The sequence below is a fragment of the Tenacibaculum caenipelagi genome (assembly GCF_004363005.1).
Taxonomy (GTDB): domain Bacteria; phylum Bacteroidota; class Bacteroidia; order Flavobacteriales; family Flavobacteriaceae; genus Polaribacter; species Polaribacter caenipelagi.
Genome location: NZ_SNYH01000002.1, coordinates 577,143 through 603,162 on the forward strand (window position 1 = coordinate 577,143; position 26,020 = coordinate 603,162).

Consider the following 26,020-nt stretch of genomic DNA (forward strand, 5'->3'; position numbering starts at 1 on the left):
GCAGTTATGAATAGATTACTTGCGGCACTTACTTTGTTAGTAAGTGTTGTTTCGTTTTCACAAAATACTCAAAGCGATAGTACAAATACTATTAAAAAAGATACTGTTATTCCCCTCAAATATAATTTTAAGTACAACCAAAACGGAACACTGTATTTAAATAATCCTACTCAAAAAATTGTTACGTATGACAAAGCGTTAAACAAGTTTATGGTAGTAGAAAAAATAGGAGACTACTATGTAGGAACTCCTATTTTTATGACACCAAAAGAATACAATGAATACCGTTTAAAAAATGATTTAAAAGAGTATTTTAAAGAAAAAGTAGATGCTACTAATCCTAAAAAGAAAGGAAGTGAAAATGCTCGAAAAAACTTACTACCTAAATATTATGTAAACTCTAAATTTTTTGAATCTGTTTTTGGAGGAAATACAGTAGAAGTAAACCCAACAGGACAGTTAAATATAAAACTAGGAGGTGTATATCAAAATAATGAAAATCCTCAAATTTCTGTTGAGAACCAAAGCAGTTTTACATTTGATTTTGATCAACAAATTAGTGCAAGTTTACAGGCTAAGGTAGGAAAGCGATTAAAAGTAACGGCTAACTATGATACCCAATCTACTTTTGATTTTCAAAATGTTATCAAGTTAGAATATACACCTACTGAAGATGATATTATTAGAAATATAGAGGCGGGTAATATTAGTATGCCAATTAAAAACTCGCTGATTAACGGAGCACAATCGTTATTTGGTGTAAAAGCCGAATTACAGTTTGGTAAAACATACGTAACTGCAGCTTTTTCACAACAGAATTCGCAATCTAAAACGGTTGTTGCGGAAGGAGGAGCAACTATTGAACCTTTTGAATTACGCGCTTCAGACTATGATAATGATCGACATTTCTTTTTATCACAATATTTTAGAGATCAATACAAAAAGGCTTTAGAAAACTATCCCTTAATTAATAGTCCTATTAATATTACAAGGGTTGAAGTATGGGTAACGAACAGAAATCAAAATGTAAGTGATTACCGTAGTATTGTTGCATTGGCCGATTTAGGGGAGTCTGATGATGCAAATGAAGTAAATCCATCAGAAATAACAACAACTCCAGGAGCAATATCGGTAAACTCTATAACTATACCTTATAATGGGGTAAACAATTTAAGTTCATTATTAGCTACAACTAGTGGAGGAATTAGAGATGTGGCAACAATTGATGCTGCTATTAATGGAATAGGAGTGCCTGCACAACAAGGATTTAATTACACTTATTTACAAAATGCACGAAGATTACAGCCAAATGAATTTAGGTTACACCCACAGTTAGGATTTATTTCCTTGAATAGAAGATTAAATGACGGGGAGGTATTAGCAGTGGCTTTTGAATATACTGTAGTAGGAGCTTCAAATGGAGAAACAGTTTTTAAAGTTGGTGAGTTTTCAAACGATGGAATAGTAGCACCAGCAAATATTGCAGTTAAGTTATTGCGTAGTGAAATTTTAAATACCACAAGACCTGGGGATGATACAGAAGCTTTTCCAACATGGAGGTTGATGATGAAAAACGTATATGCATTAGGAGCATTCCCATTACAACGTGATGGTTTCCGTTTTGAATTATTATATCGTGATGATGAAACAGGAACACTCCAAAATACACTACAAAAAGCGCAAACTCCTGGGATAACAGACAAACCATTATTACGTATTTTAAATTTAGATAAGTTAGATCAGAGTGAATATGCCGTTCCTAATGGGGATGGTTTCTTTGATTATGTTGAAGGGATAACAGTTAATTCTGAAAGAGGCTATGTTTTATTTCCTGAACCAGAGCCATTTGGAAATGATTTAAAAGATGAACTTACCAATCCTGCAGATCAAGACAAGTACGTGTTTGAAGAGTTATACTTAACTACAAAAATTCAAGCCAAAAACGAATATCAAAATTTAGATAAATTCTTTTTAAAAGGGTATTTTAAATCTGAAACTAGTAGAGGAATTTCATTAGGAGCTTTCAATGTTCCAAGAGGTTCGGTACGAGTTACAGCTGGAGGAAGACAATTGGTTGAAGGAATTGATTATGTAGTAGATTATCAATTAGGACGTGTACAAATTTTAGATCCAGGGTTAGAAGCTTCAGGAATACCGATTAATGCTTCCGTAGAAAATAACACCTTTTTTAATCAACAGCGTAAAACATTTATTGGGGTAGATGTTGAACATCGTTTTTCTGATCAGTTTATTTTAGGAGGTACATTTTTAAATGTAAGTGAAAAACCAATTACTCCCAAAGTAAATTTAGGAGGAGAGCCGATTGACAATATAATGCTAGGGTTGAATTTGGATTATTCTTCTGAAGTACCTTATTTAACAAAACTAGCAAACAAATTACCTTTTGTTGAAACTGAAGCACCGTCAAATGTTTCGGTTAGAGCAGATATGGCATATTTGCTACCAGGTTCTCCTAGTGGAATCAATGTAGACGGTACTGCAACTTCGTATTTAGACGATTTTGAAGCTTCACAAATACCAATTAACTTAAACTCACCACAACAATGGTTTTTAGCAAGTACGCCAGAATCTCAAGGATTTGATGGAGGTACTTTTGGTTTAGAATACAACTACAAAAGAGGAAAATTAGCATGGTACAATATTGATCAGTTATTTTATGGTAGTGGAAATAGACCTAGTAATATTGATGAAAATGAGTTGTCGAGAGATGAGGTTCGTCAAATTCGCTACAATGAATTATTTCCAAATACTGATTTAGATATTACTCAGCAAAATTTAGTTCGTACCCTAGATTTAGCGTATTACCCTGCTGAAAGAGGACCATATAATTATAATGAAAACGCAAACACAGTAACTCCAGAAGAACGATGGGGAGGAATTATGCGGTCATTAACAACCAACAATTTTGAGCAAGCGAATGTAGAATACATTCAGTTTTGGTTGATGGATCCTTATGAAAATTATTCTATTACGACCGAAGAAGGGTTGCAAGCAGGAATTAATCCCAATGATCCGACAAATCAGGTGGGGAAATTATTTATCAACTTAGGAAATGTTTCGGAAGATATTTTAAAAGACGGAAGAAAGCAATATGAAAATGGGCTTCCTGCTGATGGACAAAAAGCAGATGGAGGAAATGTTTTAACCTCTATTTGGGGTGATACACCTATTAATCCATCAATCTTATACGCTTTCGATTCGAGTAATGAGGCAAGAACCAATCAAGATATTGGTTTAGACGGACTAAATGATGATGAAGAGCGAGTAAAATACCCAGCATTTGCAGGGTTAGAAGATCCAGCAGGTGATAATTTTCAGTTTTTTAGAGGAGGAGCAATCGAAAATACTGATCCTTCAGTATTATCTCGTTATAAGAATTATAATGGTACGGAAGGGAACTCGCCAACAGCAAGCCAATCAGGAGAGTCATATCCAACATCATCCACAACGTACCCTGATACAGAAGATATCAACAAAGATCAAACGATGAATCCTGTAAATAGTTACTTTGAGTATGAAGTTTCTTTGAATAAAACAGATTTACAGCTAGGACAAAATCATATCATTGATGTAAAAACACAAGATGTAACTTTATTAAATGGGGCAACGAGAACAACAACCTGGTATCAGTTTAGAATTCCTGTAAGAAATGTTACCGATGCTCAAAAAATTAATGGAATTACAGATTTTAATAGTATTCGTTTTATAAGAATGTTCCTTACACAGTTTAGAATGCCGATAGTGTTGCGTTTCGGTGAGTTAGAGTTGGTGAGAGGAGATTGGCGTCGTTATACAAAAACTTTGCCTGAAACAGGAACTCCAGACGATTTAGAAGCGGATGAATTAAACAAATTTGAAGTTGGTGTTGTAAGTATTGAGCAAAATCAAGATCGTTATCAATTACCTCCAGGAATTCAAAGAGAACGTTTACAAGGTACCAACAGAATTCAACGTCAAAATGAACAATCTGTAACCCTTAAGGTTACTGACTTACCAACTAATGAGGTAAGAACTATTTATAAAAATATTAGTATAGATATGCGTAGGTATAAAAAACTGCGTATGTTTTTACATGCTGAAAAACCTAGTACATCTGATACTACTGATGATGAAATGGTGGCGATAATACGTTTAGGTACTGACTTAAACGATAATTATTATCAAATAGAAAAACCTTTAAAATTATCAACGTCTAATGCTTCTCCAATAGATGTTTGGCCAACGGAGAATAACTTAGATATTCCATTAAAAGAATTAGCCAATCTTAAAATTAATAGACCTGCTGGAGATCCTATTTCGAATGTTTTTTCTGGGGTGACTTCTAATGGATTGAATATATCTGTTAAAGGTAATCCAACTTTAGCACAAGTAAGAACGGTAATGTTAGGGGTTAAAAATGACGCTAGTTCTCCAAAATCGGTAGAAGTATGGTTTAATGAATTACGTGCCGTTGGTTTTGATAATAAAGGTGGTTGGGCAGCAGTTGTAAATGCCGATGCAAATATGGCAGATGTGTTAGATGTATCCTTAGCAGGAAGAATGTCAACTGTTGGTTTTGGTAATGTAGAAGACCGTGTACAACAACGAAGCATAGAAGAGGTAAAGCAGTATAGTGTAGCAACCAATGTACAGTTAGGTAAAATGATGCCTAATAAATGGAACATGCAAGTGCCAATGAGTTATAGCTACGGTGAAGAGTTTAGAGATCCAAAATATGATCCACAATTTCAAGATGTGGAACTTGAAGATGCCATTGATAAAAACCCTAATAGTAAAAATGCACAAGATTATACGAGAAGAACAAGTATTAGTTTTATCAATGTAAAAAAGAATAGAAATCCAGAAAGTAAGAAGAAACCAAAGTTTTATGATATAGAGAACCTTTCTGCGTCGTATGCACATAGTGAAGAGTTTCATAAGGATTATAATATTGAAAAGTACGAGAATAAAAACGTAATGGCAGGAGCTAGCTATAACTTTAATTTTGTTCCTTTCGTTATAGAGCCGTTTAAAAAATCAAAAGGATTTAAGAGTCGATATTTAAAGTTTATAAAAGATTTAAATTTTAATCCAGTACCTAAAACTTTAGCGATAAATTCGAGAATAAATAGAAATTACAATAGTCAACAATCAAGAAACTTGATTATTGATCCAACAAATCCGTTACCAGCACAACCCGAATTAATTCAGCGAAGATTTTTATTTAATTGGGATTATACGATTGGTTTTGATATTACTAAATCGTTACAATTAAATTTTAATGCAGCCAATAATTATATATATGATAGCTTTGGTGAAGATGAAAACTTAGAGGTGTACGATCAATTTTTTAATGTTGGAAGGCCAGATAATTACCACCAGAAACTAAATGCTACCTATAAATTACCGTTAGATAAATTTCCGTTTTTAAATTTTGTTAATGCTGACTATGGTTATACTGCTGACTTTGATTGGAAGGCTGGTTCGCAAAGTAATTTAGTATTACCTAGTGGAGATAATATTAGTTATTTAGATGTAGTAGGTAATATGATTCAAAATGCCAATACTCATAATTTAAATACCAATATAGATTTTGGTCGTTTCTATAAAATTATTGGTGTAGATAAATTGTTACTAAAAGGAGCCAAAAACCAACCAACACAAAAAGGGACTACCACTTTAGGAGGAAAAGAAGTGGTTCAAAAAGTAAAGCTTAAAATGAGTGCTTCTTTTGGACAAAAATTAGGAAAAGGAGTCTACGATGTATTAACATCGGTTAAAAGAGCAAAAATTAGTTATTCTCAAAATAATGGAACCTTATTACAAGGGTATAAACCTTCGATAGGATTCTTAGGAAGAAATAATTTTGATGGAGGAATGGCGCCAACCCTTGGTTTTGTTTTCGGTAGTCAAACAGACATTTTAAATAAGGCTATTGAGAATGGATGGTTGGTAACAAGAACAAGTCAAGATGACGTTAATCAACCTTACTACAGCAAAACCTACGGAAAAACAAGGTATAAAAAGTTAGATTACAATGTATCTGTTAAACCATTTAAAGACTTAACTGTTGATTTACGAGGTAACAGAATTCAAACAAGTAACCTATCTCAACAACTAGATGTTATTTCTGATGGCAACGGAGGCTTTCATCAAGATCCTAATATTAAACCTTTTGAAACAGGAAACTATAGCATAAGCCATGTGATGATAGGAACAGTTTTTACCGATAATGAAGAACTGTATCAGAAGTTTTTAGAGTATAGACAAACAATTTCTGGAAGAATAGCTAAAGAAGAAGGAATAGCTGTGAACGACCCTGATTCTGAAAATAACAATCCAGGATTTAAAACGAACGGACAGCAAGCCATGTTACCTGCCTTCATAGCAGCATATTCAGGAAGTAGCCCTAATTCTGTAAGTACAGGAATTTTTAGAAATATTCCTATTCCTAACTGGACATTACGTTATAATGGGTTTATGAAATACAATTGGTTTAAGAAAAACTTTAGTTCATTTACTTTGTCTCATGGGTACAAATCGTCTTATACTATAGGAAATTACACAAATAATTTACAGTACGATGCTAGTACTCCAACAAATACAAATACTTCTGGTAATTATCAATCAGAACTCTTAATTTCGTCCGCAACTTTAATAGATGAGTTTTCACCATTAGTAAAAGTAGATTTTAGAATGAAAAATTCAATATCGTTTAAAGGTGAAATACGAAAAGATAGAAGTTTAACACTGAATTTTAATAACAATACGCTAACCGACATAAAAGGAACAGAATATGTTTTAGGATTTGGATATAAGATTAGAGATGTTAAATTTGTGACCAGATTTACAGGAAAGAAAGAAACCTTAAAAGGAGATATAAATTTAAGAGCTGATATTTCATTGAGAGATAATTTGACTTTGATAAGAAGTGTAGATAAAGAGAATAGTCAAATTACAGGGGGCGAAAAATTATTTGGATTAAAATTCATTGCCGACTATAATTTAAGCAGTAACCTAACAGCATCTTTTTATTATAATCATCAAACATTTGAGTATGCTGTTTCTACCACTTTTCCAAGACAATCTATTAATGCAGGAATTAATTTAGTATACAACTTAGGAAATTAAAAACAAACACAATAAAAATAATTACAATGAACATTCCATCAGAATTAAAATACACCAAAGACCACGAGTGGGTTAAGGTTGAAGGTGATGTAGCAACTATTGGTATTACTGATTTTGCACAAGGTGAGTTAGGAGATATCGTATATGTAGATGTTGATACTTTAGATGAAACACTAGATGCAGAAGAAGTTTTTGGTTCAGTAGAAGCAGTAAAAACTGTTTCAGACCTTTTCATGCCTTTGTCAGGAGAAGTAGTAGAACTTAACGAAGCTTTAGAAGACGAGCCTGAATTAGTAAACTCTGACCCTTATGGTGAAGGATGGATGATAAAAGTAAAATTATCTGACGATTCTCAAGTAGCCAATTTATTAAGTGCCGAAGCATATCAAGAACTTATTAACGCATAAATTAACTATACTAGCAATACTTATTACGATAAGTATTGCTACAGTTAGTTTAATAAAGTTAGGTAAAGCCCCTGTAAAAATTAATCACTTAGATAAATTTGAACATGCTTTTGCCTATTTCATATTAACCACAATTTGGTTAAGAGCTTTAAAAACAACAAAAATTAGTAACTACTTTATAGTTTTTTGTTGTTTTTTTTACGGCATAATTATTGAGGTTTTACAGACTACAGTGACGACGCATCGATCAGGAGAGTTTTGGGATGTTGTTGCAAATTCGATGGGTATTTTGATAGCTTTTATTATTTACAATTCATTTTTTAAGAAAAATAAAGCTATTTAAAGATTAAGCTTGTAAAAGTTGAAATAAATTAATTAAATTAGCGAACTATTAAAAACATTTAGGATGGAAATTAAGAAAAATCCAAAATCAAACTTAGAGAACTACAGTAAACTGTTTATGCAAATAGGTTTGGTTTTAGCTTTATTTGTAACGTATGTTGCTATTGAGAGTAAAACATACGATAAAGAGTATGGAGATTTAGGTGTGGCTAATATGGCTTCAGACATTGAAGAAGAAACTATAGAGCTTCAAATAGAGCCGCCAAAGCCAAAACCAAATACACCTCCACCACCAGCTCCTGAAAAAATTGAAGTAGTAGAAGACGAGAAAGAAGTAGAAGAAACAGTTATTGAATCTACAGAAACAGACGAATCAGAAGCTGTAGAGGTAGAAGATATTCAAGAAGTAGAAGAGGTTGAAGAAGTAGTAGAAGATGTACCTTTTGCTATTATTGAAGAAGTTCCTGTATTTCCTGGATGTACTGGTACTAAAGCTCAAAAGAAAGACTGTTTAAACAAAAAATTACAAAAGCACGTTCAGCGTAATTTTAATGCTGAATTAGCTAACGAACTTGGATTGTCACCAGGTAAGAAGAGAATCTATGTTCAATTTAAAATTGATAAAGATGGTTCTATAACTAATGTTACAGCAAGAGCTCCACACCCAAGGTTAAAGCAAGAGGCTGAAAGAGTAGCTAGAAAGATACCAAAAATGCAACCAGGTAGACAAAGAGGTAGAGCAGTGAGAGTTGGTTACACGTTACCTATTACATTTAATGTAGAGTAAAATAACTACTTACATATAAAAAAATAAAAAAAGCAATCCTTTTAGGGTTGCTTTTTTTATTGGCATGTTTCTTGTTTTTAACAAAGTATTAATATAGAAATATGACTATGAAAACACCAAAAAAACATGCTAGAAAACAATTAGAGCAATTTTCAAACATCTTTATGCAATTAGGGTTAGTGCTTACCCTTCTTGTGGTTTTTCTTGTTCTAGAATATGAAACAGCTAAAGAAATAGCTGTGCTTGAACCTGCAAATACTCAGATGCATGAGGAAATTTGGACTTTTGAGATGCCCGCAACTGTAAAAAAGGAAGTGATTCAGGCAGAAGTTCCTAGGAATAAACGTGTAATTAAAGATATTTCTAAACCAAAAATTGTAGACAATGATACTGATGTTGCTACAGTAATAGACTTACCTGTGAAAGAGAGTTTTGTAGATATTACTAAATTAACTCAGGTAAAAGAAGACGAAGATATAGACAAAAATGATGACCCAATCTTAATCAATAATGTTCAAAGCACTCCTGTATTTAAAGGATGTGAAGGCTTATCTGAGGAAGAGAACAGAAAGTGTTTTGAACGAAAAATACAACAACATGTTCAGCGAAACTTTAATGCTAGTTTGGCGCAAGATGTAGGGTTAAGTTCAGGTAGGTATAAGATTTTAACTCAGTTTATTATTGATAAGTCAGGAAATGTTAGAGATGTTAAAATTAGAGCACCACATGTCAAACTAGAAAAAGAAACGGATAGAGTGGTTCATAAGATTCCACAATTTCAGCCAGGAAAACAAAACAACAAAGAAGTTAAAGTAAAATACATCTTACCAATTACTTTTAAAGTCGAATAAAAAGTAATTTTTCTTAAAGTATTTAAAATTCGATTATAAGATAAAAACTCAATCATTTAGATTGAGTTTTTTATTTTTGATATATGGAAGATAAAAAAGCATTCTTTGCACACGAAACAGCCGTTATTGATGACGGTTGTACCATTGAAAAAGGAACCAAAATATGGCATTTTAGTCATATTATGCCCAATTGTATTATTGGTGAAAATTGTAATATAGGTCAGAATGTAGTCGTTTCACCTAAGGTAGTACTGGGAAAAAATGTTAAAGTACAAAATAATGTTTCTATATATACTGGTGTTATTTGTGAAGATGATGTTTTTTTAGGTCCTTCAATGGTATTTACAAACGTAATTAACCCGAGAAGTGCAATTAAAAGACAAGACCAATATTTACAAACTATTGTGAGGAAAGGAGCTAGTATTGGAGCCAACGCAACTATAGTATGTGGGAATAATATAGGAGAATACGCTTTCATAGGAGCTGGAGCAGTAGTAACTAAAGAAGTTTTACCCTATGCATTGGTGGTAGGAAATCCATCCAAACAAATAGGTTGGATTAGCGAATACGGACATCGTTTACATTTTGATGATAAAGGATTTGCAATTTGCTCAGAAAGTGGAGAAAAATACCAGTTAAAAGATAATAAAGTAATCAAGATTTAATTAAAGCTTAATCTAGGGTTAAAAAAATATTAAAAAATTTAAAAAGTATTTTGTAAAAATAAAATCTTGTCTTATATTTGAAACGTGGTTGAAAGACCACTTTCTTTTTCTTTTTCATAGCAATTTTTCCCACTCAAATTTTGAGTGGGTTTTTTTTATGATTTTTTTTAAAAATTAGAATAAAAATAGCAAAAGTCTTCTGTTCTCAAAAAGATTTAATACTGAACAAATAAATCTAATGATTGTGATTATAAGAAGAGTAATCTTCTATAATAAACTAAAGATGAAATAATATTAATTTAGTTCTTAAAAAAAGAAATTAAGCCTTTGAAAAAAGTGATTTATAAAACACATATCCGAAACCTATAAATAGCATTAAGTGAAAAGGGAATAACCCGAAGTCTCCACCTTGGTCTCCTACAATAAAAGCACTGTACATACCAAAAGCAAAATAAATAGTTAACAAACCTTCAATGATTACATGTAATGAAGGTTTTTTACGAATATACTTATTGGTTTTCCAGCTATCTTTTAGCGATTTGATATTAAATTTTGGTGTTCTAACAAATTCACTTTTTTTACCAATGTGTCCTTCTAATACAGCAATGGTATTATGTAGTGAGAAACCCATTGCGATAGAAAAGAAAGCAAAAAAGGCTCCAATATATTTTATAAAGTTTATAAAACCCCCACCGTAGGTTTTTTTGTACATAAACCAATAGCAAATAAAGAAAATTATAGAGCTAATAATAAAGAAACTCATCACTAAAAAGTAAATTCTTAAATGGGCGTATTCATTTTTGATATACAACATAGGAATACTTAATATAGCGACTAAAAAAATACAGGTAAACATAGAACTGTTTAACAAATGTAAAGTTCCATGAATTTTTGTTTTAAGCGAAATAGTATTACTAGTAATAATTCTTTTTAGCATTTTTTGAAAGTTCTCAGCCCCTCCTTTGTTCCATCTAAACTGTTGAGAGCGCGCAGCACTAATTACAACAGGTAATTCGGCAGGAGTAACAACATTTTCTAAATATTTGAACTTCCATTTTTTTAATTGAGCTCGATAGCTTAAGTCTAAATCTTCTGTTAAAGTATCTCCTTCCCAGTTTCCAGCATCGTATATACATTCTTTACGCCAAATACCTGCGGTACCATTAAAATTAATGAAATGCCCTTGGCTATTTCTTCCTACTTGCTCTAATGTAAAATGTGCATCTAAAGCAAAAGCTTGAATTTTAGTTAAGGTTGAATAATTCCTATTAATATGCCCCCAGCGGGTTTGAACTACCCCAATTTCTGGATTTTTAAAATAAGGAACAGTCTCTAAAAGCCAGTTTGTTTCAGGTAAAAAATCGGCATCAAAAATAGCTATAAATTCACCTTTAGCAGTTTTAAGCCCCTCTTTTAAAGCCCCAGCTTTAAACCCTTGACGATTTTCACGTCGAATATGTTGAATATCTAATCCTGTTTTTTGAAGCTCTTTTATTTGTTTAGCAGTACTTTCGACAGATTCATCAGTAGAATCATCTAATACTTGAATTTCTAATTTTTCACGAGGATATTCAAGTTTAGCGATATTGTTTAGCAAACGTTCCATTACATACAATTCGTTAAAAACTGGTAATTGTATGGTTACAAATGGGATTTCATCTGGATTCGTAAAATCAAATTTAGGCGAGTTGTCCTTTTTTTTTCTCGCTTTTAAATAATTAAAAAGTAAGTTTAATTGCGCTAAGGCGTACAATAAAATAAGAACTAATGATATAGTATATAGCGTAATTATTGTGTATTCTAAAACCATTATTTAAAGCAATATTTAAAAATATTTTGACCTGTTTTTTTTGACCCGGCTAAGATACTATCTTTTATGGTTTTTGAAACTTTTGATATGTTTTAAATAAGAAAATCCGACAAATAGGTTTATTTGTCGGATTTTATGTTGATTTTTTGAAAAAATTACTTCTTTTTTGGATGTACTAATTTCATTTCATCAATTAAATGTTTTGCACCTGCATATTTGTCAATAATAAATAATATGTAGCGCGCATCAACCATAATGTTTCTACAAATTTCCGGATCGTAATTCATGTCACTCATTGTTCCTTCCCACACACGATCAAAGTTTAACCCAATAAGGTTACCATGCGCATCAATAGCTGGACTTCCTGAGTTACCTCCTGTTGTATGGTTCGTGCCTAAAAAACACACAGGGACTTTCCCGTTTTTATCAGCGTATTGCCCAAAATCTTTAGCATCGTATAAGTCTCGTAACTTCTGAGGAACATCAAACTCATAATCACCTGGAACATATTTTTCAATCACACCATCTAAATAACTTACAGGACTGTAATATACCGCATCTCTTGGTGAGTATCCTCTAACTTGTCCATATGTTACACGTAAGGTGCTATTAGCATCAGGGAAGTAACGTGCGTTTGGTAAGGCTTCCATTAAAGCCTTCATGTAGGTTTTCTGTAAAGCAGTAATTGGTTGGTTTTTTTGTTGAAACTCAGGATTGATTTTCGTGTAAAACTCTTCAATCATTGGTTTCGCATATAAATAAGCGGCATCTTTGTTTAAGTTTTTAACGACTTGTTCAGCATTCCCGTCTAATAATTTTAACGTTTTATCTAAATCGGTAAAACTTGTTTTGTCATAAATTGATGCATCTACATTTTTACTGTTGTATAAAGGCATTACATTGTTAAATACACCTTTGTCTACATTCACATCAAAGTTTTTATGAATCCCTTTAATTCTATTAATTAAAGAAGTTCTAACTTCATCAAACTTTTCAGGTTTATTTAAGGCAGTTTGTTCTAACTGGTATGCTCTGAATGTTATTTGCATCAATTCGTTGGTAACTAAGAAAATTTCAATAAAATTTCTTCTTTTGATGTTGATGTTAGCAAAATCAGCGTATAATTTTTCAAATTTAGGAAGGATGTTTCCGTAAGTTGCTTCTAAATTATGTTCTTTTAAAGCCTTTTTAAAGGTTGATTCAAAAGCTTGACGTTCTGCAATAGCGTTACTTTTTTTGATGCCTAAGTTTTCACCAATCCACTTTTTCCATGCATTGGCAATTCGAGCTTGTTTTGATGCATATTTAATACGAACAGCATCGTTAGCCTTCATTTGTGCATCAATTTCTTTTAAAGCAGCTTCTCTTATAGCAATATTGCTTGGGTTAAACTCTTCTGTAATATGTTTTATAGCTACTGAAGGTAAATACTCGTTGGTACGACCAGGGAACCCAAAAACCATTGTAAAATCACCTTCTTCAATTCCGTCTAAAGAAACAGGTAAAAAATGTTTTGGTTTGTAAGGGATATTGTCTTTGCTATATTTAGCAGGACGGTTATTTTTATCAGCATAAATTCTGAATAAGGAGAAATCTCCTGTATGCCTTGGAAAAACCCAGTTATCTGTATCACTACCAAATTTTCCAATACTACTTGGCGGTGCTCCTACCAAACGAACATCTTCAAATTTTTCGGTAACGAATAAGAAGTACTGATTTCCTTTGTAAAAAGGCTTGACTTTTATGTTTTGCCAATCCTCTTTTTGAGTTAGCTTTTTAATTTCATTGATATTTTTATCGATGGCAGATTGCTTTTCGCTCTCAGTCATAGCTTCGGTAACTCCTTTTAAAACTTGGGTAGTTACATCATCAATACGAACAATAAACTCAACATATAAACCTTCGTTAGGTAATTCTTCTTGTTTACTCATTGCCCAAAAACCATCTTTAAGATAATCATTCTCTAGAGAAGAGTGCGATTGAATTTGCCCAAAACCACAGTGGTGATTAGTTAAAATTAATCCTTCAGGAGAAATTACTTCACTAGTACAACCACCATTAAAATGACCAATAGCGTCTTTTAAACTTGAGTTGTTTACATCATAAATATCTTTTGCAGTTAATTTACTTCCTAAAGAAGTCATTTCTTGTTCATTCATTCCTTCTAAAAGAGATGGAATCCACATGCCACCTTGCTGTGCAGTAACTTGAACAACAATAAATAAGAATAGAATTTTTATATATTTCATCTGTTTGTTTTTAGATTGCTAAAGATACAAATTGACAATAAACTACCTTAAGAAAAGTCTGCGAAGCTTTAAGATAAAAGCGAAACATAAAAAAACCGCTAAGGTTATCTTAGCGGTTTTTGTTTTATAGGTAAAAAATTATTTTTTACTATTTACTTCTTTAATATACTTTTCTAAAGCCATTGTCATTGAAGGTGTTTCTGGTGTTGGTGCAGCAATATCTACACGTAAACCTCGGTCTTCAACAGCTTTAATGGTAGTATTACCAAATACAGCTATTCGAGTATTATTTTGTTTAAAATCAGGAAAGTTTTCAAATAAACTATCAATTCCTGAAGGACTAAAGAATACTAAAATATCGTAAAAAACGTTTTCTAAGTCAGATAAATCACTTACTACTGTTCTGTATAAATCAGCACGCTTCCAGTCGATACCTAATTTATCTAATTCTTCAGGAATTAAAGGTTTTAATTTGTCTGAAGAAGGTAGTAAGAATTTTTCGCCCTTGTGTTTTTTAATTAAGTTGGTTAATTCAGGAAACGTTCTGTTTCCAACATAAATTTTACGTTTACGGTAAACTACATACTTTTGTAAATAGTAAGCAACTGCTTCAGATTGACAGAAGTATTTCATGTCATCAGGTACAGTAAAACGCATTTCTTCTGCAATTCTGAAAAAGTGGTCAACAGCATTTCTGCTAGTTAAAATAATTGCAGTATAATTTTTTAAATCCACTTTTTGAGCTCTAACTTCCTTAACAGGAATTCCTTCAACGTGGATAAATGAGCGAAAATCAACCTTCACTTTTTGCTTTTCAGCTAAATCAAAATAAGGTGAAGTTTCTGTCTTTGGTTCAGGTTGAGAGACTAAAATAGTTTTCACTTTCATAAACTTTCTCTATTACGTAGTTGTTGTTTTATAAAGAATTAATAGCGGTGCTATTTCAAGTGCGCAAAAGTACAAAATAAAATAAAATAATTTACCAATAACAATTCTTTTATTGTTGTTTAAAATTAAAAAAGCTCTGAAAATAAATAAGATACTAAAAGAGCTTATTAAAAAAGTAGGATTCTTAAAAGTAAATTGATATAAGACAACAAAAGGGAGGAGCCACAAACATACTACATGTAAATATCCGAGTTTTGTATGTAAAAAATATTTGAGTATTTGAGTAAGCCCTAAAATATTAATTAAAAAGTAATCTAACATTCGTCTAACAAGAAGGTAAGATAAAAGACATAAAAATAAAACAGAAAAAGTGTAAAAGTTGTATTCAAATGATTTTGGTAACAGAACTAAAAAAGTAAATAACGATATGACTATAGCTGTATAAGTAAACAAAATCAAATTAAAAGGACTTGTAAAAGAAGGATTGTCTTCTACTCTTTTTTGAAAAAAACCTGGTGTATAAAAAGCGGTAGTATACCCCCACAATTTATTTGAATTTATTAATTTCATAACTGAAAGCAATACGATAGCAGCTAGAATAACTAGCGTAATCCAACTTTCATTATTAATAATTCGTTCTACTGCTTGCAATTGTTTTTATACTTTTAATTAACACAAAATTAGTAATAAATTAGTGTATCTTTGCCCTAATTTATATGAAAATTACATGAAGTCAGACGCTTTAGTTATAATCCCTACGTATAATGAAAAAGAAAATATTGAAGCAATTATTAGAGCTACGTTTCGTCAAGAAAAGGTGTTTCATGTATTAGTTGTGGATGATAATTCTCCTGATGGAACTGCAGAAATCGTAGAAAACTTACAAAACGAATTTCCTGAACAGCTTTTTATAAAAAAAAGAACTGGTAAAAGTGGATTAGGTACGGCATACATTCACGGATTTAAATGGGCGATTTCCCGAAAATATGACTACATTATAGAAATGGATGCTGATTTTTCGCACAACCCAAACGACTTAATTCGATTGTATAACGAATGTGCTAATGAAGGAGCAGATGTAGCAATAGGATCAAGATATTCGGTAGGTGTAAATGTTGTAAACTGGCCAATGAGTAGAGTGTTGTTATCGTATTTTGCATCTAAGTATGTACGATTAATTACCAGAATGCCAATTCATGATACTACAGCTGGTTTTGTGTGCTACAAGCGAAAAGTGTTAGAAACAATTAAATTAGATAAGGTTAAATTTGTAGGATATGCATTTCAGATAGAAATGAAATACAAAGCATGGAAACATAAGTTTAATATAAAAGAAGTTTCGGTAATTTTTACTGATAGAGTTTTAGGAAAGTCAAAGCTTAGTAAAGGAATTATAAAAGAAGCAGTTTTTGGTGTAATAAAGATGAGAATTAACGGATTACCGAAATAAGAAAATGAATATAATTACCACCAGAAAAGCAAAGAAAGAAGATTTAGAAACCTTATTGGAGTTTGAACAAGGTATTATAGAAGCTGAAAGACCTTTTGATCCACTTTTAAAAGAAGGAAAGATTAGCTACTACAATTTGGAAGAAATGATTTTTGCCGAACATGTACATTTAATTGTAGCCGTTGCTGAAGATGAAATTGTAGGATCGGGATATGTTAGAATAGAAAAATCTGGTAGTTATCATAAAAATGAGTTGAATGGATATATTGGTTTTATGTATGTAAAGCCAAATTTTAGAGGGAAAAGAATAAGTTCTGTAATTTTGGAGTCTTTAAAGGACTGGGCAAAGAAACAAGGATTAAAAGAACTAAGGTTAGATGTTTATAATGAGAATTTAGGAGCAATAAAGTCTTATGAGCGCTTTGGTTTTAACAAGAGTTTGATTAACATGAAAATGGAAATTTAGTAGAAAATGAAACAATCAATTTTAATTAAGAATGCACAAATCGTTAATGAAAACAAGGTTTTTAAAGGCGATGTTTTACTAGAAGGAGAATTTATTAAGAAGGTAGAGGAAAACATCAAACCTACTGATGATATGCAAGTAATTGATGCATCAGGAAAATATTTAATTCCAGGAATGATTGATGATCAAGTACATTTTCGTGAGCCAGGATTAACACATAAAGCCAATATTGCCACAGAAAGTAAGGCAGCTATTGCAGGAGGAATTACTTCATTTATTGAAATGCCAAATACCGTTCCGCAAGCAACGACTCAAGAACTATTAGAAGATAAATTTGATATTGCTAGCAAAACATCGTACGCTAACTACTCGTTCATGTTTGGTGGTACTAATGATAATTTAGAGGAGTTGTTAAAAACGAATCCGAAAGATGTTGCAGGAATCAAATTGTTTTTAGGATCCTCTACAGGAAATATGTTGGTAGATAATGAAGAAGTACTAGAAAAAATATTCTCATCAACTAAGATGCTAATCTCAGTGCATTGTGAAGATGAAGTAACAATTAGAAAAAATACAGAGAAATACAAAGCGAAATATGGTGATGATATTCCTATGAAGTATCACCCATTAATCCGTAGTGAAGATGCGTGTTATTTATCATCATCAAAAGCAATTGAATTAGCAAAGAAAACAGGAGCACGTTTACATATTTTCCACCTGTCTACAGAAAAGGAAACACATTTATTTAGGAATGATATTCCGTTAGAAGAAAAACAAATCACTGCCGAAGTTTGTGTACATCACTTATGGTTTACTGATGCTGATTATGATACGAAAGGAACACACATTAAGTGGAATCCTGCAGTAAAAACTCAAAAAGATAAAGATGGTTTATGGAAAGCATTGTTAGATGATAGAATTGATATCATTGCAACCGACCATGCACCGCATACTTTAGAAGAAAAAGATAATGTTTATACTAAGGCTCCTAGTGGAGGTCCATTAGTACAACATGCAGTTATTGCTGTTTTAGAAAAGGTAAAGGAGGGAGTATTGCCGATTGAAAAGGCAGTAGAAAAGATGAGTCATAATCCTGCTAAAATCTTTAAAATTGAAAAAAGAGGATTTATTAAGGAAGGGTTTTATGCCGACTTAGTTTTAGTAGATACTGATAGAAAATGGACAGTTAACAGAGATAACGTTTTGTATAAGTGTGGATGGTCTCCGTTTGAAGGTGTAGAGTTTTCAAATCAAATAACACATACTTTCGTTAATGGAAACCTAATGTATAATCAAGGAGAGTTTAACGAAGAAGTTAAAGGAAAACGATTATTATTCAATAGATAATGAAAGCAGTTTCATACATACTTATTAGTTTACTTTTAGTTTCGTGTACAAGCAATACGATTTATAAAAAACCAAAGAATTTAATACCCAAAGATTCTATGGTGGCTTTATTAACTGATATGTATATTGCTTCTTCAGCTAAAAATCAGAAGAATAAATTCTTAAAAAGGGAGAAAAACTATGTTTTTTTAGTGTATGAGAAGTATAAAATAGATAGCACTCGTTTTGATATAAGTAACACCTATTATACTTCAAAAATTGAAGAATACACAGAGATTTTAAAAAAGGTAAAATCGAATATTGATTCTTTAGAAGTGTTGTATAGAGAAGAGAATTTAATTCAAGATTCTTTAAAAGGGTTGACAAAAAAGAGCAGAATTAAAAAAGACTCTGTACGAAAAGAGGAAATAGAATTAAGAGAAATCCCTGAAAGGTTAATAGAAGAGAAGGAAGAAATGCTTAACAAAAAAGCATTGGATGTAAAGAAAAGATAAGTAATTTATGCTTTAAATCTGTTACAAACTTTTGTAATAACCTTATCAATCGGTTCAAATTCAAAATGAAGCTGATCTTTAATTTTTTCTGAAGAATAATAAGACTTGTTGTGAGATGATTTAGCGGAGCTTTTGGTAAGTAAAGGCTCTTTACCTGTCAGTTTTGTTAGCAACCAATCTATTTTCCAAAAAATACCAGTAATCAGTCTTCCTGTTTTAATAGAAGGTCTTTTTTTATGTAAACCATCAGCGATAGCAAATAAAATATCTTTATATGATTTGTTTTCTGAAATCAGAATAAAGCGCTCATTTTTTACAGTTGATTTAGTAAGTTGAATCATGGCTTTTACCACGTCTGTCACTCCAACAAAACCTGTTACTCCTTCGGTATAAAAAGAAAATCCTTTGTTAATTTGTGTAAATAATTTTCCAGAACCTTCATGCCAAAATCCACTACCTAAAATAATACCTGGATTTACAATAACGACATTCAATCCCTCTTGGCTACCTCTCCAGACCTCCATTTCAGCACCATACTTGGTAATAGAATACTCATGATTATCGGCTGAATCTGTCCACTCATTTTCTTCGTTAATGGGAGTTCCGTTTATAGAATCTCCAACCGCAGCAATAGAGCTAACAAAACAAAGCTTTTTTACTCCTTGGTCGATAGATAAATTTACAATATTAGCAGTTCCTTCAATGTTTACCCGACGCATTTTTCTATAGTCCATAGGGTTAAAAGAAACCAAGGCGGCACAATGATACACTTCCGTTATGTTGCTAAATACAGGTTCTAAAGAAGGAACATCTGTAATGTCAGCTTGTATCCATTCAATTTTTGAAAAGTATTGTAGAACATCTTTTGTATAAAAAGAAAAGATTTTTTTTACATGCTCACGTTTTTCATTTGTTCTATAAATAGCTCGAACAGTATCATTTTTTTGAGTTAAATGATACAGTAAATGTGAGCCTACTAAACCTGTTCCGCCAGTAACTAAAATCATACAGCGAATTTAGTTTTTTTTGGTTGATAAACTTATCTTTGTGCCTTTAAAATAGAATAAAATGACCAAGAATTTAGTAGAAGAATTACGTTGGCGTGGAATGATTCACGATATCATGCCTGGAACTGAAGAGCAATTACAAAAAGAAATGACAACTGCCTATATCGGTTTTGATCCAACCTCTGATTCGTTACATATTGGTAGTTTGGTTCCAATTATTTTATTGGTACATATAGAAAAAGCAGGACATCAACCAATTGCCTTAGTAGGAGGAGCTACAGGAATGATTGGTGATCCGTCTGGGAAATCTGATGAACGTAACTTATTAAATGAAGAAACATTAGCCAATAATGTTGCAGGTATAAAAAGAACTCTTGGACGCTTTTTGAATTTTGATAATGGAAAAGAAAACTCTCCACTACTTGTGAATAATTACGATTGGATGAAAGATTTTTCTTTCATTGAATTTGCTCGTGATGTAGGAAAACGTATTACAGTAAACTATATGATGGCTAAAGATTCTGTAAAAAAACGTATTACTGGTGAAGCTGGTGGAGGAATGAGTTTTACTGAATTTACGTACCAATTAATACAAGGGTACGACTTCTATCATTTATATAAAACGTTTAACTGTAAATTACAAATGGGAGGTTCTGACCAATGGGGAAATATTACCACAGGTACAGAGTTGGTTCGTAGAATGACTCCTGGTGAAGAAGCAAAAGCATTTGCAGCTACATGTCCGTTAATCACCAAAGCAGACGGTTCTAAATTTGGTAAATCTGAAGGAGGTAATGTGTGGTTAGATGCTGATAAAACTTCAGTTTATAAGTTCTATCAATTTTGGTTAAATACTTCGGATGAAGATGCTGAAAAGTATATTAAAATATTTACGTTCTTAGATAAAGAAACAATTGAAGCTTTAATAACAGAACATAAAGAAGCACCACATCAAAGAATTTTACAGAAAAAATTAGCTGAAGAGGTTACGACTTTTGTGCATTCTAAAGAAGAGCTAGATAAGGCAATAGTTGCTTCAAATATATTATTTGGTAAATCAACAGCTGAGGATTTAAAGAGTTTAGATGAGCAAACCTTTTTAGATGTGTTTGACGGAGTTCCTCAAGCAGAAGTATCTTCTGAAGATGTTAACGAAGGTTTAGATATGATAGCTGCTTTATCAGCAAAAACAGGCTTCTTAAAATCGAATGGAGATGCTCGTAGAGCGTTAAAAGAAAACTCAATATCTGTAAATAAAGAAAAGATAAGTGAGGATTTTGTAATTACTTCAAAAGACTTAATTGCAAATAAGTATGTGCTATTACAAAGAGGTAAAAAGAATTATTTTCTGTTAAAAGTGCAATAGTTCTATTCTATACATAATATTAAAAAACCTTAAAAGAACATTCTTTTAAGGTTTTTTTGTGTTTACATTTAATAAAAAACGTGGGGAAAATATTTTTAAGAAACAGCTTTAAAATCAAACGTTAAAGGACATCGTTTACAGTTTATCCCTTTCTTCTGATATTTATTACAACACTTACTTTTTGGTTTGATACAATTAGAAGTACATACCGAATTGCAAGCTGTTAAATTTTGCGCTTTTTGTATAGGAACCACAGAGGTAACCTTCTTAGTACTAGTATAAAAAACAATCATTCTTCTAAAATTCGGTGCAAATATATAAGTTTATTTAGAATAAATTAAAATTAAAAAGTTAAAATTAATTAAAGTTCTCATTTCCTATTTATTTATTTGGGGTGCTTTTTTTCAAGGAAATGACAATTATTGTTTAAAAAAGACAATTTTATCTTCTTAACATGATAATTGTCATTTTTTAGAGAGATGGATAGCAATAATTTTGAGCAGATAACAAATAGTAGTCACAATGAAAATATTTAAAATAGTTTATTTGGTCGCATTGCTCTTGTTTTTTTCTTGTAAGAAAGAAAATAGTAGTACAAATAATACAAATACGATTTCGGTAGAAAAAAAAGAGGTAGTAAAGTCGCAAGGGCAAGCATCAGTAAAAGATGAGGTTTCCGATCCTAATGCTTTACAAAAAGCAAAAAGCATAGCAGATTTTTCAACACTAGTAACAGCTATTGAGGCGGGTGGAGTACAAGATGCAGTTGTAAATGCAGGTCCATTAACCATTTTTGCTCCGTTAAACACAGCATTTGAAAAATTGCCAGTAAATACAGTAGAAGATTTACTAAAGTCAGAAAATAAATCAAAATTAGCTTTTGTACTAAAAAATCATGTTGCACCAGCAAACTTTCCTTTAGAGCAGTTAAAGAAAGAAGCTAAAAAAGGTAGAAAATTATATATGGCATCTGGTAATTACATGGAGGTAGAAAATAAGGAAGGAAAAATTTATGTAAATGGAGTAGAAATTATTCAAACAGTAAAAGTAAGTAATGGATGGATACATGTTATCGATCAAGTTTTAGTACCGTAAATAATAATAAATTATAAATCAATCAAAAATGAAACGCACACATAAACTATTAATACTAATGTTCTCTTTTGTATTGTTTTCATGCGGAAATGATAAAAAAAATAACCAAGTAGATTATTCATCAAAAAAAACACTTGTAAAAAAAGAGGTACAAAAGGAAAAGCCTAAAGAAGCTCCTGAAGTAAAAAAGGAGGCTACGGCTAATATAGATTTATCTAATAAAGGAATAGGCCCTGTAAAATCTATTGATATCTCTGGAGCAATTGATCAAAAGTTAGCAGATGAAGGTAAAGAGCTATTTAAGAATAAATGTTCGGCATGTCATAGAACAAATAGAAAATTTATAGGACCAAATCCGACGGGAGTATTTGACAGAAGATCGCCAGAATGGGTAATGAATATGATTGTTAATCCAGAAGAAATGCTTCAAAAAGATCCAATAGCAAAGGCATTGTTAATAGAGTTTAATGGCTCGCCAATGGCAAATCAAAATGTTAGTGAACAAGAAGCTAGAGCAATCGTAGAATTTTTTAGAACTTTAAAATAATCAGTAATGAAAAACATCATAAAAAGTACCTTAATGTTAGTTGCCACTTCTCTATTCTTTATAGGTTGTGGTAATAACGGAGGTAAAGAACAGAAAAAAGGAGGTGTATTAGGAAGCAATGTTGCCGAAAAAGTATATGTAGCTCCAGGAGAGCACGACGAGTTTTATGCTTTTGTTTCTGGGGGATTTAGCGGTCAATTGGCAGTTTACGGATTACCATCAGGTAGGTTATTTAAAGTAATACCTGTTTTTTCGGTAGATGCTGAAAAAGCTTGGGGCTTTAATGAAGAAACAAAACCAATGTTAAATACATCACACGGGTTTATTCCTTGGGATGATGCTCACCACCCAGATATATCTCAAACTGCTGGAGAATTAGATGGTCGTTATGTTTATATCAATGGTAATAACACTCCTCGTATTGCAAAGATTGATTTAACAACTTTTGAAACTACAGAGATTATAGAAATTCCGAATAGTGCGGGTAACCACAGTTCTTCCTATGTAACTGAAAACACAGAGTATGTTGTTGCAGGTACTCGTTTTGGGGTTCCAGTTCCTCAAAGAGATATCTCTATTAAAGAGTACAAAGGAAACTTTAAAGGAGCATTATCATTTTTAAAAGTAGATCCTGAAGATGGTGGAATGGAAATTGATTTCCAAATTTTAATGCCAGGTTTTGATTATGATAAGGCTCACCCAGGACGTGGAAATTCTCATGGATGGTTCTTCTTTACAACATATAATTCAGAAGAAGCAAACACTTTATTAGAAGTTAACGCATCACAAAATGATAAAGATTTTATTGCGGCTGTAAACTGGCAAATGATTGCTGAGTATGTAAAAAATGGAGGAGGTAAAAAAATGCCTGCAAATTATGCACATAATGTGTACGATGAGCACACACATCAAGCTACTTCTACAATGAAGAAAGAGGTGTTAGTTGTTAATCCAGCAGAAGTACCGGGTGCTATTTACTTTTTACCAACACCAAAATCACCTCATGGATGTGATGTTGACCCAAGTGGAGAGTATATTGTAGGTAGTGGTAAATTATCTGCTGATGTTACAGTACACTCATTCTCTAAGATGGTAAAAGCAATTGAAGAAAAGAAGTTTTCTGGAGAAGCTTACGGTATTCCAATTATCGATTTTGAAGCGGTAAACGCAGGTAGTGTTAAACAAGCAGGTTTAGGTCCATTACATACCGAGTTTGATAATGAAGGGAATGCCTATACGACATTCTTTATTTCTTCTGAAGTAGTTAAGTGGAAGTTAGGAACTTGGGAAGTAGTAGATAGAAAACCAACGTATTATTCAGTAGGTCACTTAATGATTCCTGGAGGTAATTCACGTAAACCATTTGGTAAGTACTTATTGGCAATGAATAAAATTACTAAAGATAGATATTTACCAACAGGACCAGAAGTAACACAATCAGCACAACTGTACGATATTTCTGGAGAAAAAATGGAGCTATTATTAGATTTCCCTACTGTAGGAGAGCCTCATTACGCAGCAGGATGTCCGGCAGATTTAATAAAACCACGTTCTAGAAAAATATTTAAGCTTGAAGAAAACAAGCATCCTTATGCTGTAACTAATGAAATGGATGCAAGAGTTGAGCGTAAAGGGAATGAGGTACATGTATACATGACCATGATTCGTAGCCACTTTGCCCCTGATAATATTGAAGGAGTAAAAGAAGGAGATAAGGTGTATTTTCATGTTACCAATTTAGAGCAAGATTATGATGTGCCTCATGGTATAAGTATGATTGGGGCAAACACTTCAGAATTACTAATAATGCCAGGGCAAACCGAAACATTTGTTTGGGAGCCAAAACAAGTAGGAGTTTGGCCATTCTATTGTACCGATTTCTGTTCAGCTTTACATCAAGAAATGCAAGGGTATGTTAGAGTATCTCCTAAAGATTCTCCTATAAAATTAAGCTGGTCTTTAGATGGTGAGTAGAATAAAATAAAGGGTTAGTTTTTTAGATTGAAAAGCTGTTTGAATAAACTTGTCACATAACCTTTCAAACAGCTTTTTTTACTTCAAAAAACCTACAATCTTAAAAAATAATGAAATTATGACGAAGCATAGAATATTAATGATTTTCGGTTCTTTATTGCTGTTGTTGCTTTTTATATTTCCGTTGTGGAACATAACTCTAGAAGCTCCTCAATATCCTACCCCACTAGGAATGGATATATACATAGGTAAGTTTGAAGATATGCACCCGCACGATATAAAAAACATCAACTTAATGAACCATTACGTGGGGATGAAATATATACCAGAAACTATTCCTGAATTTAAAATTTTTCCTCCTGTTATAATTGTAATGGGGATTTTAGGTGTTTTAATAGGGTTTAAAGCTAATTACAAATGGTATTTAAGATGGTTTGTTTTAATGACTCTATTAGGAATAGCAGGGATGTACGATTTTTATTTATGGGAGCATAATTACGGACATAATTTAGACCCGAAAGCAATTATGAAATTTACCAATCCTGATGGAAGTATTATGGGATTTCAGCCTCCATTATTTGGTAGTAAAGATATCTTAAATTTTAGAGCGCATTCATATCCACGATTGGGAGCATTTGGTATGTTCGTAGGGATGTTTTTAACCTTTATAGCATATCTTGTAGGTAAAAAGAATCAAAAAGTAAATTATAAGTAAATGAAAGCAACTCTAATGTTTTTTTATGGATGTATGATGGTGTTGTTACTTTCATGTAAAATAGCACCCAAAGAAATTCAGTATGGTACAGATATGTGTCACTCTTGTCAAATGACCATAGTTGAAAAAACACATGCGTCTGAAATTGTTACTAAAAAAGGAAGAGCTTATAAGTACGATGCTATTGAATGTATGTTACAAGATTTAGACAAAAGAGATGTAAGTAAAATTGAGTTGTTTTTAGTAACTGATTATTCGAATCCTGCAACACTTATAAGAGCAAAAGAAGCTACCTTTTTAGTGAGTAAAGAAATAAAAAGTCCTATGGGAGCTAACCTATCTGCCTTTGCAAATAAAGAAGCCATCAATGTGCCTGGAGAGCAATTTAACTGGGATGAAATCAACGATTATATAAAATAATTAAACCAG

The 26,020-nt window shown here is 32.1% G+C and carries 21 protein-coding genes; 16 read left to right on the forward strand and 5 right to left on the reverse strand.

From position 1 onward, the window contains the following. The first annotated feature begins 6 nt into the window (after positions 1-6). The 6 genes from sov (at position 7) to DFQ07_RS06140 (ending at position 10,183) form a co-directional block, all read left to right on the forward strand. Positions 7-7,131, forward strand: coding sequence for a T9SS outer membrane translocon Sov/SprA (gene sov / locus DFQ07_RS06115; protein ID WP_133535379.1), 7,125 nt, complete (start codon positions 7-9; stop codon positions 7,129-7,131). A gap of 26 nt (positions 7,132-7,157) precedes the next feature. Further along, positions 7,158-7,538, forward strand: a complete 381-nt coding sequence (gene gcvH / locus DFQ07_RS06120) for a glycine cleavage system protein GcvH (RefSeq protein WP_133535380.1) — start codon at positions 7,158-7,160, stop codon at positions 7,536-7,538. After that, a complete protein-coding gene (locus DFQ07_RS15880; protein ID WP_133535381.1) occupies positions 7,504-7,881 on the forward strand; it encodes a VanZ family protein in 378 nt (125 codons plus the stop codon). The genes gcvH and DFQ07_RS15880 overlap by 35 nt, the downstream gene beginning before the upstream one ends. Before the next feature lie 63 nt (positions 7,882-7,944). Next, positions 7,945-8,667: an energy transducer TonB gene (locus DFQ07_RS06130; RefSeq protein ID WP_133535382.1), complete on the forward strand. Its 723-nt coding sequence runs from the start codon at positions 7,945-7,947 to the stop codon at positions 8,665-8,667. A gap of 107 nt (positions 8,668-8,774) precedes the next feature. Then, positions 8,775-9,518: an energy transducer TonB gene (locus tag DFQ07_RS06135; RefSeq protein ID WP_133535383.1), complete on the forward strand. Its 744-nt coding sequence runs from the start codon at positions 8,775-8,777 to the stop codon at positions 9,516-9,518. 83 nt (positions 9,519-9,601) lie between these two features. Next, the gene (locus tag DFQ07_RS06140; RefSeq protein ID WP_133535384.1) at positions 9,602-10,183 is read left to right on the forward strand and encodes an acyltransferase; all 582 of its coding nucleotides are present in this window, start codon (positions 9,602-9,604) and stop codon (positions 10,181-10,183) included. A gap of 319 nt (positions 10,184-10,502) precedes the next feature. Here the strand turns inward: DFQ07_RS06140 and DFQ07_RS06145 are convergent, their stop codons facing one another. From DFQ07_RS06145 to DFQ07_RS15885, 4 genes are all read right to left on the reverse strand, one after another. Further along, positions 10,503-11,993, reverse strand: coding sequence for a cellulose synthase family protein (locus DFQ07_RS06145; protein ID WP_133535385.1), 1,491 nt, complete (start codon positions 11,991-11,993; stop codon positions 10,503-10,505). Positions 11,994-12,148: 155 nt separating this feature from the next. Continuing rightward, positions 12,149-14,242: a S46 family peptidase gene (locus DFQ07_RS06150; protein WP_133535386.1), complete on the reverse strand. Its 2,094-nt coding sequence runs from the start codon at positions 14,240-14,242 to the stop codon at positions 12,149-12,151. 138 nt (positions 14,243-14,380) lie between these two features. Then, positions 14,381-15,130 carry a uroporphyrinogen-III synthase gene (locus DFQ07_RS06155; RefSeq protein ID WP_133535387.1) on the reverse strand — a complete coding sequence of 250 codons (750 nt, stop codon included), beginning with the start codon at positions 15,128-15,130 and terminating at the stop codon, positions 14,381-14,383. Positions 15,131-15,142: 12 nt separating this feature from the next. After that, a complete protein-coding gene (locus DFQ07_RS15885; protein ID WP_133535388.1) occupies positions 15,143-15,781 on the reverse strand; it encodes a DUF4271 domain-containing protein in 639 nt (212 codons plus the stop codon). A gap of 76 nt (positions 15,782-15,857) precedes the next feature. Between DFQ07_RS15885 and DFQ07_RS06165 the strand changes: the two genes are divergently transcribed. Genes DFQ07_RS06165 through DFQ07_RS06180 form a run of 4 tightly spaced genes read left to right on the forward strand, consistent with a single transcriptional unit; the run spans position 15,858 to position 18,887 of the window. Further along, positions 15,858-16,580 (forward strand): polyprenol monophosphomannose synthase, encoded by a 723-nt coding sequence (locus DFQ07_RS06165; protein WP_133535389.1) that lies wholly within the window; start codon positions 15,858-15,860, stop codon positions 16,578-16,580. Positions 16,581-16,584: 4 nt separating this feature from the next. Then, the gene (locus tag DFQ07_RS06170) at positions 16,585-17,046 is read left to right on the forward strand and encodes a GNAT family N-acetyltransferase (RefSeq protein WP_133535390.1); all 462 of its coding nucleotides are present in this window, start codon (positions 16,585-16,587) and stop codon (positions 17,044-17,046) included. Between the two features lie 6 nt (positions 17,047-17,052). Beyond that, positions 17,053-18,393, forward strand: coding sequence for a dihydroorotase (locus DFQ07_RS06175; protein WP_133535391.1), 1,341 nt, complete (start codon positions 17,053-17,055; stop codon positions 18,391-18,393). Then, positions 18,393-18,887, forward strand: a complete 495-nt coding sequence (locus DFQ07_RS06180; protein WP_133535392.1) for a DUF4296 domain-containing protein — start codon at positions 18,393-18,395, stop codon at positions 18,885-18,887. Before DFQ07_RS06175 ends, DFQ07_RS06180 begins: the two co-directional genes overlap by 1 nt. A gap of 5 nt (positions 18,888-18,892) precedes the next feature. On the opposite strand, the gene DFQ07_RS06185 is transcribed toward DFQ07_RS06180, so the two are convergent. Beyond that, positions 18,893-19,894, reverse strand: coding sequence for an NAD-dependent epimerase/dehydratase family protein (locus DFQ07_RS06185; protein ID WP_133535393.1), 1,002 nt, complete (start codon positions 19,892-19,894; stop codon positions 18,893-18,895). A 61-nt stretch (positions 19,895-19,955) separates the two neighbouring features. On the opposite strand from DFQ07_RS06185, the gene tyrS reads away from it, so the two are divergent. From tyrS to DFQ07_RS06215, 6 genes are all read left to right on the forward strand, one after another. After that, positions 19,956-21,260 (forward strand): tyrosine--tRNA ligase, encoded by a 1,305-nt coding sequence (tyrS, locus tag DFQ07_RS06190; protein ID WP_133535394.1) that lies wholly within the window; start codon positions 19,956-19,958, stop codon positions 21,258-21,260. Between the two features lie 522 nt (positions 21,261-21,782). Further along, positions 21,783-22,355 (forward strand): fasciclin domain-containing protein, encoded by a 573-nt coding sequence (locus tag DFQ07_RS06195; protein WP_133535395.1) that lies wholly within the window; start codon positions 21,783-21,785, stop codon positions 22,353-22,355. 28 nt (positions 22,356-22,383) lie between these two features. Then, complete coding sequence (locus DFQ07_RS06200) at positions 22,384-22,902, forward strand: c-type cytochrome (protein ID WP_133535396.1); 519 nt, start codon at positions 22,384-22,386, stop codon at positions 22,900-22,902. Positions 22,903-22,908: 6 nt separating this feature from the next. Beyond that, the gene (gene nosZ, locus DFQ07_RS06205) at positions 22,909-24,876 is read left to right on the forward strand and encodes a Sec-dependent nitrous-oxide reductase (protein ID WP_208107677.1); all 1,968 of its coding nucleotides are present in this window, start codon (positions 22,909-22,911) and stop codon (positions 24,874-24,876) included. A gap of 118 nt (positions 24,877-24,994) precedes the next feature. Then, on the forward strand, positions 24,995-25,591 hold the full coding sequence (locus DFQ07_RS06210) for a hypothetical protein (RefSeq protein ID WP_133535397.1): 597 nt from the start codon (positions 24,995-24,997) through the stop codon (positions 25,589-25,591). Further along, entirely contained in the window at positions 25,592-26,011 is a 420-nt protein-coding gene (locus DFQ07_RS06215) for a nitrous oxide reductase accessory protein NosL (protein ID WP_243743943.1), read from the forward strand. It abuts the gene before it with no gap. The last annotated feature ends 9 nt before the right edge of the window (positions 26,012-26,020 follow it).

Bases quoted from the DNA above. Each gene is read 5' to 3' on its own strand.
- sov (WP_133535379.1), top strand. From the start codon at position 7: ATGAATAGATTACTTGCGGCACTTACTTTGTTAGTAAGTGTTGTTTCG.
- gcvH (WP_133535380.1), top strand. From the start codon at position 7,158: ATGAACATTCCATCAGAATTAAAATACACCAAAGACCACGAGTGGGTT.
- DFQ07_RS06130 (WP_133535382.1), top strand. From the start codon at position 7,945: ATGGAAATTAAGAAAAATCCAAAATCAAACTTAGAGAACTACAGTAAA.
- DFQ07_RS06135 (WP_133535383.1), top strand. From the start codon at position 8,775: ATGAAAACACCAAAAAAACATGCTAGAAAACAATTAGAGCAATTTTCA.
- DFQ07_RS06140 (WP_133535384.1), top strand. From the start codon at position 9,602: ATGGAAGATAAAAAAGCATTCTTTGCACACGAAACAGCCGTTATTGAT.
- DFQ07_RS06145 (WP_133535385.1), bottom strand. From the start codon at position 11,993: ATGGTTTTAGAATACACAATAATTACGCTATATACTATATCATTAGTT.
- DFQ07_RS06150 (WP_133535386.1), bottom strand. From the start codon at position 14,242: ATGAAATATATAAAAATTCTATTCTTATTTATTGTTGTTCAAGTTACT.
- DFQ07_RS06155 (WP_133535387.1), bottom strand. From the start codon at position 15,130: ATGAAAGTGAAAACTATTTTAGTCTCTCAACCTGAACCAAAGACAGAA.
- DFQ07_RS06165 (WP_133535389.1), top strand. From the start codon at position 15,858: ATGAAGTCAGACGCTTTAGTTATAATCCCTACGTATAATGAAAAAGAA.
- DFQ07_RS06170 (WP_133535390.1), top strand. From the start codon at position 16,585: ATGAATATAATTACCACCAGAAAAGCAAAGAAAGAAGATTTAGAAACC.
- DFQ07_RS06175 (WP_133535391.1), top strand. From the start codon at position 17,053: ATGAAACAATCAATTTTAATTAAGAATGCACAAATCGTTAATGAAAAC.
- DFQ07_RS06180 (WP_133535392.1), top strand. From the start codon at position 18,393: ATGAAAGCAGTTTCATACATACTTATTAGTTTACTTTTAGTTTCGTGT.
- DFQ07_RS06185 (WP_133535393.1), bottom strand. From the start codon at position 19,894: ATGATTTTAGTTACTGGCGGAACAGGTTTAGTAGGCTCACATTTACTG.
- tyrS (WP_133535394.1), top strand. From the start codon at position 19,956: ATGACCAAGAATTTAGTAGAAGAATTACGTTGGCGTGGAATGATTCAC.
- DFQ07_RS06195 (WP_133535395.1), top strand. From the start codon at position 21,783: ATGAAAATATTTAAAATAGTTTATTTGGTCGCATTGCTCTTGTTTTTT.
- DFQ07_RS06200 (WP_133535396.1), top strand. From the start codon at position 22,384: ATGAAACGCACACATAAACTATTAATACTAATGTTCTCTTTTGTATTG.
- nosZ (WP_208107677.1), top strand. From the start codon at position 22,909: ATGAAAAACATCATAAAAAGTACCTTAATGTTAGTTGCCACTTCTCTA.
- DFQ07_RS06210 (WP_133535397.1), top strand. From the start codon at position 24,995: ATGACGAAGCATAGAATATTAATGATTTTCGGTTCTTTATTGCTGTTG.
- DFQ07_RS06215 (WP_243743943.1), top strand. From the start codon at position 25,592: ATGAAAGCAACTCTAATGTTTTTTTATGGATGTATGATGGTGTTGTTA.